At 60.7% G+C, this 14,714-nt stretch carries 10 protein-coding genes and 1 tRNA gene; 3 read left to right on the top strand and 8 right to left on the bottom strand.

The window, feature by feature from the left end; genetic code table 11:
- Positions 1-28 precede the first annotated feature (28 nt).
- Together AC0GUR_RS00450 and AC0GUR_RS00445 are read left to right on the top strand one after the other, a co-directional pair.
- A complete protein-coding gene (locus AC0GUR_RS00450; RefSeq protein ID WP_472875492.1) occupies positions 29-589 on the top strand; it encodes a GspH/FimT family pseudopilin in 561 nt (186 codons plus the stop codon).
- 315 nt (positions 590-904) lie between these two features.
- Positions 905-1,465, top strand: a complete 561-nt coding sequence (locus AC0GUR_RS00445; protein WP_472875491.1) for a GNAT family N-acetyltransferase — start codon at positions 905-907, stop codon at positions 1,463-1,465.
- A gap of 269 nt (positions 1,466-1,734) precedes the next feature.
- Here AC0GUR_RS00445 and AC0GUR_RS00440 read toward each other — a convergent pair.
- The 8 genes from AC0GUR_RS00440 to grxD all read right to left on the bottom strand — a co-directional run bounded on the left by AC0GUR_RS00440 (position 1,735) and on the right by grxD (position 13,680).
- Positions 1,735-1,811 (bottom strand) — tRNA-Asn (locus tag AC0GUR_RS00440).
- A gap of 84 nt (positions 1,812-1,895) precedes the next feature.
- Positions 1,896-3,305: a nucleotide 5'-monophosphate nucleosidase PpnN gene (gene ppnN / locus AC0GUR_RS00435; RefSeq protein WP_472875490.1), complete on the bottom strand. Its 1,410-nt coding sequence runs from the start codon at positions 3,303-3,305 to the stop codon at positions 1,896-1,898.
- Between the two features lie 183 nt (positions 3,306-3,488).
- Complete coding sequence (locus AC0GUR_RS00430) at positions 3,489-6,872, bottom strand: TonB-dependent receptor (protein ID WP_472875489.1); 3,384 nt, start codon at positions 6,870-6,872, stop codon at positions 3,489-3,491.
- Between the two features lie 410 nt (positions 6,873-7,282).
- Positions 7,283-9,709 carry a TonB-dependent receptor gene (locus tag AC0GUR_RS00425; RefSeq protein ID WP_472875488.1) on the bottom strand — a complete coding sequence of 809 codons (2,427 nt, stop codon included), beginning with the start codon at positions 9,707-9,709 and terminating at the stop codon, positions 7,283-7,285.
- 430 nt (positions 9,710-10,139) lie between these two features.
- Positions 10,140-11,849 carry a bifunctional ornithine lipid synthase OlsF gene (gene olsF, locus AC0GUR_RS00420; RefSeq protein WP_472875487.1) on the bottom strand — a complete coding sequence of 570 codons (1,710 nt, stop codon included), beginning with the start codon at positions 11,847-11,849 and terminating at the stop codon, positions 10,140-10,142.
- A 101-nt stretch (positions 11,850-11,950) separates the two neighbouring features.
- Positions 11,951-12,550, bottom strand: a complete 600-nt coding sequence (locus tag AC0GUR_RS00415) for a YhgN family NAAT transporter (RefSeq protein ID WP_472875486.1) — start codon at positions 12,548-12,550, stop codon at positions 11,951-11,953.
- Positions 12,551-12,586: 36 nt separating this feature from the next.
- Complete coding sequence (locus tag AC0GUR_RS00410) at positions 12,587-13,357, bottom strand: SDR family NAD(P)-dependent oxidoreductase (protein WP_472875485.1); 771 nt, start codon at positions 13,355-13,357, stop codon at positions 12,587-12,589.
- The gene (gene grxD, locus AC0GUR_RS00405; RefSeq protein ID WP_472875484.1) at positions 13,357-13,680 is read right to left on the bottom strand and encodes a Grx4 family monothiol glutaredoxin; all 324 of its coding nucleotides are present in this window, start codon (positions 13,678-13,680) and stop codon (positions 13,357-13,359) included. The genes AC0GUR_RS00410 and grxD overlap by 1 nt, the downstream gene beginning before the upstream one ends.
- 409 nt (positions 13,681-14,089) lie before the next feature.
- On the opposite strand from grxD, the gene sodB reads away from it, so the two are divergent.
- Positions 14,090-14,668 (top strand): superoxide dismutase [Fe], encoded by a 579-nt coding sequence (sodB, locus tag AC0GUR_RS00400; RefSeq protein WP_472875483.1) that lies wholly within the window; start codon positions 14,090-14,092, stop codon positions 14,666-14,668.
- The last annotated feature ends 46 nt before the right edge of the window (positions 14,669-14,714 follow it).

Raw genomic sequence — 14,714 nt, 5'->3', positions numbered from 1 at the left:
CCTCCTGAGGCAGCGCAGGAGGCGATGCATGGGAGCTAACCAGGGAAACGGACTGCGACGGCCACCCATGGGCTTCACGCTCATCGAGCAGATGGTGACCCTGGTCGTCGTCATCACGCTGGCCTGCGTGGCTGCACCCGCCCTGAGCCGCCTGGCGAGGCGCAGCCGACTGCAGGCGGCTCAGATGGAGCTGATTTCATCACTTAATCACGCACGTGGACTGGCCGTGACCAGCGGGCGTCGCACACTGCTCTGCCCTTCCCGCGAGGGGCGACGATGCGACGATGGGCTGCACTGGGAAGGTGGCTGGCTGGTTGGCCACTACCGCAGCACCCAGGCCGATCAAGTGGATGGCGAACCGCGCTTGGTCGTTCCCGGCGACAGTCATCTGACCATCGTCAGCACGATGGGCCGCAAACGCGTGCGTTACCAGAGCGACGGCACCGCCGGCGGCAGCAACGTGACCTTCACCGTCTGCGTACGCGGCCAAGCTGAGGACGCCTTGACGGTAGTCGCCTCCAATGCCGGCAGGATTTACGGCGCCAAGGCATCCGCAGATCAGGCAAAGCAATGCGCCAGCGGTGGCTAGACAGCTGTTTTTCGCCATGAAGAACATAAGTAAACAACGCCGCACACGACTGCGCAGCTCTGTCGGATATGGCAATCGAACTTGCATTCGATGGCGCTAAACGCAGGGATCGAATCTGCGACGACTTCCGCAAAAAGCGGGCCGAAAGAAAAAGGGGGCCGAGTGCGTAACTCATTACGTTCGGCACTCCGTATGCTTCACCCGCCATCAGTCGCATGACTAAGCCGTGCACGAGGAACTGCACGTCTCAAATCATTAGAAGCGCAGCGTCGTGAAGGAGCCACGCGTTTCCGTTAGCCATTCCTGAGGAAGTCCATGGGGCTCGGGTGTCTCGCAGTGGAACGTAATCGCACGATTACCATCGGCCTAGGGCTGCCCTGGGATATCTTCTTTTTTGTATCTGAGGTATCAACGGCCGCTGGCAAGAGACACTTCAATGAAGCGTTTGGCTCTTTACTGTATGCGTATCGCGAACTGGGCTTCGCTTGCGCCAAAGCAGTTTGCAGGCAGCGATTAGGATTACCTAGGGGTGCGGATAACACCCGATTCATCGTGGCCCGCGTTGCAGGACAGGCTTCCGCTGGCGCGCTATTGCGCGAGATAACCAGAGCAGATGGGGCAAAGGTACTGCTGATCGAATTCCTGGCAGTGACTCCCGCTGCGCGCCGACACGGCCTCGGCAAGAGCCTCGTGGAGTATGCACAGCGACACGCCCCTGAGGGTGGCGTGGAGTGTGAGTGCACACCGGAATCCCGGGGAATGCAGCGTCTACTTAAACGCCTGGGCTTTGCGCGCACCAAGCGGCCCAATGCCATCGTCACAAGGACGGGAGCCGTCTCCGTGCCATCGCACTGGCATTGGTCACGCAAAAGGTAAGCGGGGCCGAAAAGAAGTTTAAAAAGCCTCCCCACTGGGGTGGCTTTTCGCTCAAACGCCGACGATAGGCGATGCACGCATCGAACTTGCGATACCTGTCGTGTGAAGGGGCGCGGGACCGGTTGTCTGCGCCAACAGCGGCCACCATCCCGTAGCTTTCCCAAGCGCCATCCAGCTAAAGCGCAGCTGGGCGACATGAACGATGGCCGCCGTTGGAAAATTTCTTTGGAAAACAAAAAGGGCCTACCCGAAGGTAAGCCCTTGAATTTTGGCGCCCGAAGTTGGACTCGAACCAACGACCCCCTGATTAACAGTCAAGTGCTCTAACCGGCTGAGCTATTCGGGCGGGGTGAGCTCGGTAGTTTGAATACCCAGCCCCGGACTGTCAAGACGTTTTAACCATCAAATCGCCTTGAGAATCCACTGACCATCAGGCTGCCTTGCCCGTCAGCACCCGATAGCACGGCACATAGGCGGTGCCGCCAGGGAGCTTCATGCGGTCCTGGGCCACGAACGCCTGCAGCAATTCGTCAAGCGAATGCATGATGTCGGCGTCGCCGTCGATGGCGAACGGGCCCTCCTTCTCGATGGCGCGCATGCCCTCTTCCTTCACGTTGCCGGCCACGATGCCGGAGAACGCGCGACGAAGGTCCGCTGCCAGTTCGTGGCGCGGGCGATCCCGGTGGATGGCGAGACTGCGCATCGCCTCATGGGTGGGGCGGAACGGCAGCTGGAACGCGTACGGAATGTTCAGTGACCAGTTGAAGAAGAACGCGTCCTTGTTGTCCAGACGATAGTTGCGCACCTTCTCGATGCCGCGAATCATCGCGCGTGCCACAGCGGCCGGGTCGTCCACGATGATCTGGTAGTGCTGCGCCACGCTGTCACCCAGGGTGAGGCGCAGGAAGCGATCAATCTGCTCGAAGTAAGCCGCCGACTTTTTGGGACCGGTGAGGATGAGCGGGAACGGCATGCCGGCATTATCCGGGTGCATCAAAATGCCCAGCAGATAGAGGATTTCCTCTGCCGTGCCTACGCCGCCCGGAAACACGATGATGCCGTGGCCCATGCGCACGAAAGCTTCGAGACGCTTCTCGATGTCCGGCATGATCACCAGGTGATTCACAATGGGATTCGGCGATTCGGCGGCAATGATGCCCGGCTCGGTGATGCCGATGTAACGATTGTTGCGATGACGCTGCTTCGCATGCGCGATGGTGGCGCCCTTCATCGGGCCCTTCATGGCACCGGGGCCGCAACCCGTGCAGATATCCATGCCGCGCAGGCCAAGCTGATAACCCACCTGCTTGGTGTATTCGTACTCGTCGCGCGAGATGGAGTGACCGCCCCAGCACACCACCAGGTTCGGGTCGACCTGCGGCTTGAGAATGCGCGCGTTGCGCAGGATCTCGAATACCGCATGGGTGAGGCCCACGCTGTCGTCAAGGTCGAAACTGCCTTGCTCCAACTGCGTCGACACGTAGACGATGTCGCGCATCACGGCGACCAATAGCTCGTTGATGCCGCGAATGATCTGGCCGTCCACGAAGGCCTGGGCCGGTGCGTGGGTCAGCTCGATCTTGATGCCACGATCTTGCTGTAGCACTTGAATATCGAAATCCGGGTACTGCTCGAGCATGCCACGAGGGTCGTCACTCAAGTTGCCAGAGGTCAGCACCGCCAGCGCGCAACGGCGCAGCAAGGCGTGCAGGCCCGATCCGCTGGCGTCGCGCAGGCGCGCCACTTCGTTTCGGGAAAGGATGTCCAGGCCACCAGCGGGGGAAATACGCGCGCTGACGGTGGCGGCTCGGCCGGACTTGCCGGCTTGGGTGTCGTTCATTGAAGCATTCTCCTAGCCGCGCCCTCGCGGCTCGTACGTCCGGGCAAAACGCGGCGGACCGCGTAGCTTCCCGCGCCAGGCATGGCAGGGTCAAGTTTAAGGCGGTTTTTCATCACCCTTTCACCCATAAAAAACCGGCGCCCTTGCGGGCGCCGGCTCGTCTCGTCAGATCTTTCGACCCGATTAGAACGTGTACTTCAGGCTCAGCATGGCGGACCAGCGCTGAGACGGGCTCAGCGACTCGTTCACCGGCAGCGGGGACGCATTCGGCGCGTAGTTGCCGTTCTTGTCCTTATAGTTCTTGCCGGAGATGTCGTAGTAGTAGTTGCCGTTGGCGTCGACACCGCTCACGTCAGCCAGGTTGCGCACGCCCGGGAAGCTGGCGCGACGCTCCACACCCCAACGCTTGTTGAGCATGTTGGTGAAGTTGTAGATGTCCAGCGAGATGATGCCCTTGTTGCCGTCGAACAGACCCGGGATTTCCTGGCGGAACGACAGGTCAAGCTGGCTGATCCACGGTGCGCGGTCGGCGTTGCGACCAGCAATCTCACCCTTGTGCTTGCTCAGGTAGTCGTTGCTGTTCACGTAGTCCATGAACTGCTGCTTCATCTGGGCAGTCACCGCCGAAGCCCACTTCACGTCGTCCACTGACTTCGGAATGTAGACCAGATCGCGGGCGTAACCGTCGCCGTTCATGTCGTTGCCGAAGGTCCAGCTGTACGGCGAGCCGGAGTGGCCGTCATACATCGCACTCACAGTGGTGGCGTAGTCGCCGAAGAAGCGATGCTGCCAGGTCAGCGAGGCGATCACGCGGTATGGCACCGAGTAAGCCGAGGTGGTGGCGCGATCTTCGTTCGGGTTAACCCAGACGTTGTTGTTGTAGTTGGAGTTGGCCACGCTCGACGAGCCCGGATTCACATCCGTGGCACGGTTGTAGCTGAAGCCCACCATGCCGTACCAATCGTCCGCAAAGCCCTTCTTGAACGACAGCGTGATGTTGTCCGAGCTGCCCTTGTGGGTGTTGGTGAGCAGTGTGGTCGCACGATCGAACGCCGGGTTCTGGTTGGCGCGCTCATTGCCCGAGGAGATGCCATTGGCGCTGGCGGTGCCCGGCGTGCCCTTGACGTTGGCGTTCCAGTACAGGTTGCGGCCGTCCTGGGCAATGCCCGTCGGTGCACCGATGTTGATGTTCTTATAGAAGATGCCGTCACGCACCTGCAGGTGCACCCACTCCAGCGATCCGACAATGCCCATCCAGGGCAGCTCGTGATCGACGGCGAGGTTCATCTTCCAAACGGTCGGCTGCTTGAAGTCAGGATCGACCGTGTCCACCGCCATCTTGGCGGCCGACGAACCGAGTGTGGTCGAATTGCCCGGGATGATCGGGTTGTTCGGATCGTACGACGGTGCCGGTTTCGGGCCGAGGTTATTGGGCAACGCAACGCCCGGCAGGCCGCTCTTGGCGTCCGTGATGTTCCAGGTGCCGACGTTGTAACCGGTGTTGGCGTAAGCGTTGGAGAGCCACACGCTCGGGTTGTTCGCGATGAACAGGCCCGCACCACCGCGCAGCTGGGTCATGCGATCGGTGTCGAATTGATAGTTGAAGGAGATACGCGGCTGCACCACGCGGTTGCCACTGACGCGGGTGTTGTTCGGATAACCGAAGCCGCCCTTGGACGCGACGCAGGCCGGGGTCTTGCCATCAGCCTGATAGGCAGTGAAGGACTTGCCCGGAGCGGCCGCGAAGCAGGGGTTCAGCAGCGGCTGGTCGTGGGTGATCGGAATATCCACGCGCACGCCGTACTGCAGGGACAGACGGTCGGTTGCCTGCCAGGTGTCCTGCAGGAAGATGCCGTACTGGTTGAGCGTGTAGCGAGCGGCGACGTCATCCAGCGAGTAGCCGTTGACCGGACGCTTCATCTGGTAGTTGTACCAGGCACCCTTCGGCCAGGCGGCCAGGTTGAACTGGTACGAACCGAAGTAACGCGGCAGGTAGGCGTTGTAGTACTGGTCGCGCTCGTAATCCACACCGCCCTTCAGGGTGTGCTCGCCCATGTACAAAGTACCGGCGAAATAAGCGTTCCACGACTTCACGCCCAGCGCATTGACGTGGCTGTTCGGCTCGGTGCCCAGCGCCACGTTGGTTGCGCTGTTGTTGCCCACGTCGTTGTTCGGGTAGATCTGGAGGTACGGCTGATCGCCGCCCACCAGCGCCGCGCGGCTCTGGTCGTAGGTGGCATACGAGATGGCCGACTCAGTGGAGAACTTGTCGTTCCAGTCGTCGAACAGGTTCAGCGTGTAGCTCTTGCTGTCGCGGTTCTTCGAGTACCAGTTGCTGCTCAGGTTGAGATAACCGGCGGCGCTGGCCGTGGCGATCGGCTGCACTTCCTTGGTCTGGTTGTAGCGGAAGCTGGCGCGATGGTTGGCGCTGATGTTCCAGTCCAGCTTGACCAGGTAGCGCTTGTCGCTCAGATCGAACTTGTCGGTGTAGTTGCCCGGGTTCAGACCCAGCGCCTTGGCCTGGCTGATCACCTGATCAACCTGCGCCTGGGTCAGACCCTGCACAGTGTTGGTGTAGTTGGAATCCATCGGGCCATAGCTGGAGCCCACACCTTCCTTCTTCGACTGCTCGTACGAAGCGAAGAAGAACAGCTTGTCCTTGAGGATGGGGCCGCCCGCGGTGAAACCGGAAGTCCAGTTGCGGTCGAAACCGGTGTACTTGGAGCTCTGGCCGTTGGCGTTGTTGAGCTCACCCACCATCTTGTTGGTGTTCTGGTAGGTGTAGTAGACCGAGCCGTGGAAATTGTTGGTACCGCTCTTGGTCACCGCGTTGATGTTGGCGCCCACGCCACGACGGGCGGAAACGTCATAGTTCGCGGTCGAGATGTTGTATTCCTCGATCGTGTCCTGCGAGATCGGGGTGCCGACGCTGGCCAGGCCGTTGTCTTCCAGACCAAACGGGTCGCCTGCGCTCACCGTGTCGATGGTGACGTTGTTGTAGCGGAAGTTCTGGCCCAGCGCGGAGATCTGGCCGCGGTCGCGATCGGAAATGGTCACGCGCGGATCGAGGCGAACCACGTCCTGGATGGAGCGGTTCGGGGTCGGCGTGGCTTCGAGCTCACGACGCGACACGTTGGTCGACAGACCCTTGTTATCGGAGTTGAAGGTCTGCGACAGCGTAGTCGCCGACACCGTCACGCCACCGAGGTTCTGCGCAGCAGCCTGGGAGGCGCCAATGGTCAAGTTGACTGCGGTGTCCTGCGAGAGCTGCAGGTAAACGTTGTCCTGTTCCGACTGGGTGCCGTCCTTGGAAACCTTCACGTCGAACGGACCGCCCACACGCAGACCCTGAGCCGAGTAACGGCCGCTGGCGTCGGTGGTGGTGGTCTTGGTGGTGCCGGTCGGCTCGTGCAGGATCTGCACGGTGGCGCCGGAAACCGGCTGGCCGCTGGCGTCCAGCACGCGACCGCTGATCGACGAGGAGGTGTCCTGTGCCAGAACCGGCGACGCCGCGAGCAGCGCCGCAATGGTCACCGGCAGAAGCTTGGTGCGCAAAGCGTTGTTCATCGAGATTCGACCCCTAAGAGATTCGCAAGAAAAAGCATGGGACCAGCACAGAGAGATCCCATGTCTCTCCGCCACCGTCTTAAGTGACTGATTCCCTAGATATATTTTGATGCTCCTGGGGTGCTCGGCCATGCAGCCGGCCAGGACTCATCACGACGAATGTAGTCGCATTATATTACAAATTCGTAACTTCTTGACGTAAATCTCACAGTTCTTACGCTTTTCCCTGACACCGGAATGCGCCTTCTTGCGATCAGGAACGGCCTGCCCGACAGCACCAACGGGGACCTTGGATGCAGTCGGCCCTCCTCGGCCCAGAGGGCTTTCAACCATGCTGGCGATGCCATCGCGCGGCCAAAAAAAAGCCGGCCCCTTACGGGGCCGGCCTGTTCTTCCAGCGGTGCTGCTACTTAGAAGAGCGAGGTACCGAAGGTCACCATGTACGCACGCGGCTGCAGCAGTCCGTAGGTCGGCGAGCTGGTGTACAGCGAGCCGCTGGCCACGGCCAGGAACTGTGCAGAGCTCACGTACGAGAACGCCTTGCGGTCGGTGAGGTTGGTCACGTTCAACTTGATGTACGGGTTCTTCAGCCAATCCCAGCTGTCGAAGCGGTACCCAGCACCCAGGTTGAAGGTGGTGAAGCCACCCACCCGCTCCGTGTTCATGTAGTCGCCGTAAAGCGAACTGGTGACACGCGCCGACAAGGTGGCCCACAGATGGCTACCGTCGTCATAGCCAATGCTGACGTTGCCGATGTGGCGGGCGGTGTCCGGCATCATCTTGCCGTCGGTCGGATACACGCCGTCGCCGCTGCCGCCGTCGATGCTGCCGACGATCTTGGCGCGGGTGTAGGTGTAGGAGGTGTAAGCCGTCCACTGCTGCGCCAACTTGTAGCTCAACTCACCGTTGAAACCGTCCATGTGCATGCGGTGCACGGAGGTGTAGAAGGTGTAGCCGGTCGCCTGGTCGTAGGCGCTTTGCTGCTTGTTGTTGTAGTTGCTGTGGTAGATATCCGCGTTGACCGACAGCACATCACCGTAGTAACGGTAGCCGAGATCCGTGTTCCAGGAGGTTTCCGGCGCGTTGGCCTGCTCCTTGTTGTCCAGCGTGTTGAGCAAGGCCACCGTGTTGGTGGGCGCGCGGAAGGTCTTGCCGCTGCCGATGAAGAACTGGTTACGTTCATCCAGCTGGAACTTGATGCCAGCTGCAGGCAGGAACTTGTTCCAGCCCTTGTCCAGGTTGCTGTAGTTCTGCTGCTTGGAGACGGCCCCTGCGATTGAGCCCGGATACTCCCACACGTAGCCGCTGCGGTTCTCCCACAGGTAGCTCAGGCCAGCGGTGAAGGTCCACTGGTCGTTCGGGGTCCAGTTGTCGGTGACGAAGCCCTTCTTGATTTCCGTCGTGGTGTACTCGTCGTACACCTTCTGCGGCAGGCCGCTGGTCGGGAAGGTGATGAAGTTGGAACGGCCCCACAGGTCACCCGGGTTACCTTCGTTGTCGACCGCGCCGTAGACATTTTCCTGGCTCTTGCGCGAGCGCTCGTACCACACGCCGTATTCGAGGCTGTTGTTGAGGCCGAAGTCCTGATTGAACTTGGCGATCACGCCCGGGCGGTAAGTGGTAGCCGCCGAGTACGAATAGACCACGCCCTTGGTGTTGTTGATCACCTTGCCGTCGCCATTGACGTCCTGATCGGCGTAGCCAAAGCGGTCCAGAGGCGACGTGCTCTCGGTCACCGTGGCACCGGCGCCGCCACCGCCGTTGCCGTACCAGAAGTACGGCACCACCGACAGGCGCAGGCTGTCAGCCAGCTTGAATTCGCCATCCAGGCTGAACAGGTAGCTGCGGAATGGATTGGTGCGCAGGCCGTAGTAGTACGTGTTGTTGCTGATGGCGGCCGGCGAGGAACCCGGCATCCAGGTCGGCGAGTAGTCGTAGTTGTAGCCGTTCTGCGCCACCTGCGCCTTGGTGAGCGAGCGATAGTTGATATTGTTTTCGCGGTTGTACTGCAGCGAGGCGCTGACGGAGTTGTCACTGTCGATCGTCCAGATCGACTTGCCGTCGACCTTGGTCACGTTCATGTCGCCCGGGCCGCGCCACTTGTCGGCGCTGTTGTTGGAGTACGACAGCCAGGAGCGCACCGGACCGGTATCGCCCGTGTTGAGGCGGATGAAAGTGCGGCGGTAGTCGTTGTTGCCGAAGGTCTGCGTGAAATCGACGCCAGCCTGGTGCGATGGATCGATGGTGGCCCAGCCGATGTGACCGCCGGAAGCGCCGGAGTCCGGCATGTCCACGTCCGGAATGCCCTGCAGCACGGTGATATCACCCATGTTTTCGGAGTCGCCGTATTCCGTGGCGTACACCGAATAGCTACCGGTGTCGGTGATCGGCGCACCATTGATCGTCATGCCGATGTCCGAGGAGTCGAAGCCGCGGATGCTGTAGTGACCGTTGGCCAGACCAGTGACGTCGTCCGTGGCGGCATTGACGCCCGGGATGGTCGCGATCATCTGGGTGAAGTTGGAGCCCGGCGAAGCCTTCATGATGGCGTCGCGGGTAATCGTCGAAACCGACTTCGGCGCGGTCTGCACCGACATCAGGCCACCGCCCAACGACAGGCTGTCAGCCTGCACCGTCACCGTGTTCAGCTGCTGAACGCGCTTGGTGTCGTTGGACGTGGTGGTGTTGGAGGTACTCGACGCGTTATTGCGCTGGCTGGCCGCCTCTTTGCTGGCGCTCGGCTGATCGGTCGGGCCACTGGCGTCCTGCGCCACAGCAGAACCTGCAGCCATACAAAACACGACAGCGATCGCCGTGGAAAGGTGGTTACGTTTCATTATTCGTCGATTCCAGATTTACGGGGATGGGGGAAGCAGCCGGCGCAAAGGGGAGCCAGCTAGCAGCAAGGAGAAAAGGAAATTGACATGGCGCGTGCAGTTTCTTTCGAATAATCGAAAGAAATAGCGCAAACGTTTGTCCGTAAACGTAAAATCATGTCACTTAACGTAAATTTAAACGTTTTCTCAGGGCGTAAAAAAGCCCGACCGTGAAAGGTCGGGCAGAAATCACAAAATCCATTGAACCCCGCTGGCTAATGCAAGCATTGCCCCCTTGGGCTTTAACCAGCGAGGCTAAGGTTCACATAAGTATTTTACAAAGAATTTACCGTTCGATCACAAGGTGATCGAAAAAAGTTGTCGGTCCCGAAATAAATGGCGCGCTGAGCCGTGATGCTTGCGAGCAGCCCGCAAGCATCACGGCATCGCCCTACTTGCTGAGATAACGGGCGCGCTTGGCAGGCTTGAGGTTGGCCAGGTCAAGCATGACCAAGCCGTCAACGCAGCCGGAGAAACCCGGATCCTCGCCGAAATCGAAGAACTGCACGCCTTCCGGCTCCACCAGATCCACATACTGGCGATACAGCACCGGCAAGCTGACGCCGAGGGCGTCCAGATGATGCTTGAGCTTGCCCAGGCCCGCCGCCGGATCCAGCCCGGCGAGCGTGTCGCGCACCATGTCGATCACGGCCGGGGATACCACAAAGGGCTGCCGCGCCGACGCCATGCCAGGGGCGCCGAAGTAGTGCTGATGAGCCGCGGCAATCCATTCACGTGCTTCGCGCGGCAGGCTCACCGACATGCTGACTGGGCCAAACAAGTAACGCAGCTCCGGATGACGCTGCAGGTAAAGGCCAATGCCCTGCCACAGCTGATCCAGCGCACGCGAACGCCAATAGGCCGGCGCAATAAAACTACGTCCCAGCTCCAGGCCCTGCGCCAGACGCGACTCAAGTGCGGGTGAGTAATTGAACAAGCTGGAGGTGTACAGCGCCGACATGCCGCGTTCGGTAATCAAGCGGGCGCCGTGTCCGAAACGATAGGAGCCGACGATGCGCAGCGCCTTCGGATCCCACAACACCAGATGCTCGTAGTGCGGATCGTAGGCATCGAGGTCACGGCGTGCACCGGTGCCCTCGCCTACCTTGCGGAACGTAAGCTCGCGCAGGCGCCCGATCTCGCGCAGCACCGCGCTATCGGAAGCGCCCTTGAACAGCCAGATCTGCTTGCCATCGTTGAGATCCGCAAACTTCTCGGCCTGCGATTGAAGCTCGGCCACCACGCGTTCTGTCGGTTCGGGATGCGCCAGCGGCGCCTGACCACCGAAGATCAGGCCGCGATGACGACCCACGCGATAAACATGCCGACGCATGAGTTTGGCGGCGCGCTTGGTCGAACCGCCGCTGCGCTGCTCAAGCTCGTCCGCCGAAACCAGCTGCCCCACGCTGAAGCCGACGCGACGACTCGTCGGTGAAATCGCCTCGCGCGGCAACATGGCCGTGCTGAGCGGCTTGGCCAACATCGACAAGCCATAGAACATCGCCGAGTTGCGCGCCGAAATATGGATCGGCAGCACCGGCACGCGACTGCGCTGTGCGAGACGAACAAAGCCATCGGACCAACGACCATCGCTGACGCCTGACGCACCGACGCGCGACACTTCGCCAGCAGGGAAAACGATCAGCGCTTCGCCGTTGTCCAGCGCGCGATAGATGTCGCGCATCTTGGAGGCCGCACCCTTGCCAAACACATCCACCGGCAACAACAGCTTGTGCAGTTGCTCGATCGACATCAGCCAATCATTGGCGAGGATGCGCACATCGCTGCGCACCGAGCCGACCATCTGCAGCAGGGTCAAGGCATCCATCATCCCCAGCGGATGATTGGCGACGATCAACACGCCACCTTCCACAGGGATGTTTTCGCGCTCGCGGGGATTGACGTAGTAGCTAACGCCAAGCAGATCGAGCGCGCGCTCGACGAAATCGAAGCCTTCGGCCTCACCAAGGGCCGTCAGCACCCGATTGAAGCCATCCTCATCGGCCAGCCGGCCCAGCATGCCGGCCACAGGCCGACGGATCATGGGATGTTGCGCCAACCATGGCAGACGTTCGGTGAGGGTCTGTTCAACGCTGAGCATGACCGCCTCCTGGGATTTACCCCAAATGCTGGCCCCGGATTATGACAGCAAGGTTATGCGGAAAGGACCGAAAGATCACGTAAGCGACTTTGGGTCGCGTTTCAAACGGCCAAATGCAAATACGCCGCCACACCACCCAGGAACATCTGAACGGACAACGCGATCAGCAACATGCCCATCACACGCTCGAGCGCCGTGAGCACGCTCTCACCCAACCAGCGGAACAGATAGGTGGAAAACAACAAAATGACTGCTGTAGCCAACCACGCGCCAAGCAAGGCGATAGCCCAGTCAGCGGTGCGCCCCGGTTGCGTGTTGGTCAACAGCAACAAAGCAGCCATCGCGGAAGGACCCGCCACACCGGGAATCGCCATCGGCACGATAAAGGGCTCGCCCTCACCCGGCTTGCCGAAAATGCCACCACCATCCGCCGGCGGAAACACCATGCGGATACCGATCAGAAACAACACGATGCCACCGGCGATGCTGATGGACTCCTGCCTCAGCTGCAGCAGCTTGAGAATATGTTGGCCACCGATAAGAAAGCCGAGCAGCACGCCGAGGGCGATCAGCAGCTCGCGAATCATCACGCGTCGACGGCGCTTCGGTGCCACATCCTTCAGCAGGCTGAGGAAGATCGGGATATTGCCAAGCGGATCCATGATCAAAAACAGCAGGATCGCCGCTGAGAGCGTGGTCATCTGCGCTTCCATCTCAGTACTGCCCCTGTGGCGCGATCATGCTTGCGCTCGCAGATCGAGCGCTGCGCCACGGGCTACTGCGCCCTGCGTGCCAAGCAAGTACACCACCGCTTCGGCGGTGGCATACGGAAGCGGTTGAATGGTGGTGTCCTCGCCGAAATAGGCGGCTCGACGCAGCGTGGTGCGCATCGGTCCCGGCAGCAATGCGTGTACGCGCAGCGGCGTCTTTTCGGTTTCCTGATGCAGGATTTCGACGTAACGCTCCAGCGCGGCCTTAGACACGCCATAGCCACCCCAATGTGCACGCTGCATCAGCTCAGGGTTGTCCAGCACGAACACCACAGCGCTGTCCTGCGCCTGAGCCAGCAACGATGTGCAGGCCTGAGTGAGCGCAAAAGGTGCCGACACATTCACATGCAATGCGCGCAGCCAATCATCTGGCTTGTGCACCGCCAGCGGCGTGAGCCCATTGAAACTGGCAGCAGCGTGCACGATGCCGTCCAGGCGACCGAAATCGCGCTCGAGTCCATCAGCCAACGCTTCGTAATCCTTCGGTGTGGCCGCTTCCAAATCCAGCGGATGGATCACGGGCTCTGGCAAACCTTCGCTCACCATGGCGTCGTAGAGCTGTTCCAGCTGGCGCTTGCGCCGGCCGGTAATCACCACCGTGGCGCCGGCACGCGAAGCGGCGCGCGCAACCGCCGCACCGAGTCCGCCGTAGGCGCCAGTCACTAACACCACGCGACCGGCCAACGAACCCTCAGCCGGTGCCCAATCCTTCGGCAATTGTGCAAACGGAAGCGTCATCAGGAGTCGGTCCCTGCCACGTCCGCAGCCATGCGCGCCAGCTCACCGGAGGCTTTCAGATCCTCGATGATGTCGCAGCCGCCAATCAGCTCGCCCTGGATGAAGAGCTGCGGAAACGTCGGCCAGTTGGCGTAATGCGGCAATGCGGCCCGTACCTCGGGGTCAGCCAGCACGTTGACGGCATGGAACTCGGCCCCCGCTTCCTTCAGCGCTTGCGCTGCGCGACTGGAAAACCCGCACATGGGGAACTGCGGCGTGCCCTTCATGAAGAGCACGATGGCGTGTTCGGCCAAGACGGCCTTGATTCGCTCGTTAACGTCCATAGGTTTGTCATTCATAATGCGCTTAGATCGATAGTGTATCAGTCGTACCTCAGTGGTCGCCCCATCTGCGGCCGTTTAAGGCAACACTGATCAAGTATCACCGTCGTCACCAGCCCTGTCTGTTCGCAGGCCACAGGGCCATTGGCGAAAGCAGACTGGCCGTCTGCCGAGCCAAGGGACCGAAGGCATGCGGACAGACAGGGCTGGCCCAACCTATAAATTTTGAGATGATGGTGGGTGATGCCTGGAAGGCCCGCAGGCTATACCGCACGGTTTGGCAAGACGGCCAGTCTTCCCGGCGCCGCGCGGCATAGCCTGCGGGCCTTCCAGACATCATGACGACGGTGATACTTGATCAGTGTTGCCTTAAGCCCGATTCCTTTCCTCAGCCAACGCCCAGGAGCCACCCATGGCGATCGAACTCCCCCCCTTGCCGTATGAAAAGAACGCGCTCGAACCGCACATCTCCGCGGAGACGCTGGAATATCACTATGGCAAGCATCACCAGGCCTACGTGACCAACCTCAACAACCTGATCAAGGGCACCGAGTTCGAGAACGCCGCGCTGGAAGACATCATCAAGAAGTCCTCCGGTGGCGTGTTCAACAATGCCGCCCAGATCTGGAACCACACCTTCTACTGGCACTCGCTCAGCCCGAACGGCGGCAAGGAGCCGACCGGCAAGCTGGCCGACGCCATCACCAAGGCGTTCGGCTCGGTCGAGAAGTTCAAGGAAGAGTTCACCAAGTCCGCCGTCGGCAACTTCGGTTCGGGCTGGACCTGGCTGGTGCAGCGTCCGGACGGTTCGCTCGGCATCGTCAACACCTCCAACGCCGCCACGCCGATCACCGGCAGCGACAAGCCGCTGCTGACCTGCGATGTGTGGGAACACGCGTACTACATCGACTACCGCAACGCCCGTCCGAAGTACATCGAGGCGTTCTGGAACCTGGTGAACTGGGACTTTGCAGCCAAGAATCTGGCCTGATTGTTCTGGTCATTCCAATAAAGAAAACGGGGCCGGCGGCCCCGTT

The organism is Dyella sp. PARNA 12/25 (genome assembly GCF_055702865.1).
The sequence above is the reverse complement of the archived record's forward strand: the minus strand, read 5'-3'. Positions and strand labels throughout refer to the sequence as shown.

Excerpts from the sequence above, each read along its gene's own strand:
- grxD (WP_472875484.1), bottom strand. The coding sequence starts at position 13,680 with ATGGACGTTAACGAGCGAATCAAGGCCGTCTTGGCCGAACACGCCATC.
- AC0GUR_RS00445 (WP_472875491.1), top strand. The coding sequence starts at position 905 with ATGGGGCTCGGGTGTCTCGCAGTGGAACGTAATCGCACGATTACCATC.
- AC0GUR_RS00430 (WP_472875489.1), bottom strand. The coding sequence starts at position 6,872 with ATGAACAACGCTTTGCGCACCAAGCTTCTGCCGGTGACCATTGCGGCG.
- AC0GUR_RS00410 (WP_472875485.1), bottom strand. The coding sequence starts at position 13,357 with ATGACGCTTCCGTTTGCACAATTGCCGAAGGATTGGGCACCGGCTGAG.
- sodB (WP_472875483.1), top strand. The coding sequence starts at position 14,090 with ATGGCGATCGAACTCCCCCCCTTGCCGTATGAAAAGAACGCGCTCGAA.
- AC0GUR_RS00450 (WP_472875492.1), top strand. The coding sequence starts at position 29 with ATGGGAGCTAACCAGGGAAACGGACTGCGACGGCCACCCATGGGCTTC.
- AC0GUR_RS00425 (WP_472875488.1), bottom strand. The coding sequence starts at position 9,709 with ATGAAACGTAACCACCTTTCCACGGCGATCGCTGTCGTGTTTTGTATG.
- olsF (WP_472875487.1), bottom strand. The coding sequence starts at position 11,849 with ATGCTCAGCGTTGAACAGACCCTCACCGAACGTCTGCCATGGTTGGCG.
- ppnN (WP_472875490.1), bottom strand. The coding sequence starts at position 3,305 with ATGAACGACACCCAAGCCGGCAAGTCCGGCCGAGCCGCCACCGTCAGC.
- AC0GUR_RS00415 (WP_472875486.1), bottom strand. The coding sequence starts at position 12,550 with ATGACCACGCTCTCAGCGGCGATCCTGCTGTTTTTGATCATGGATCCG.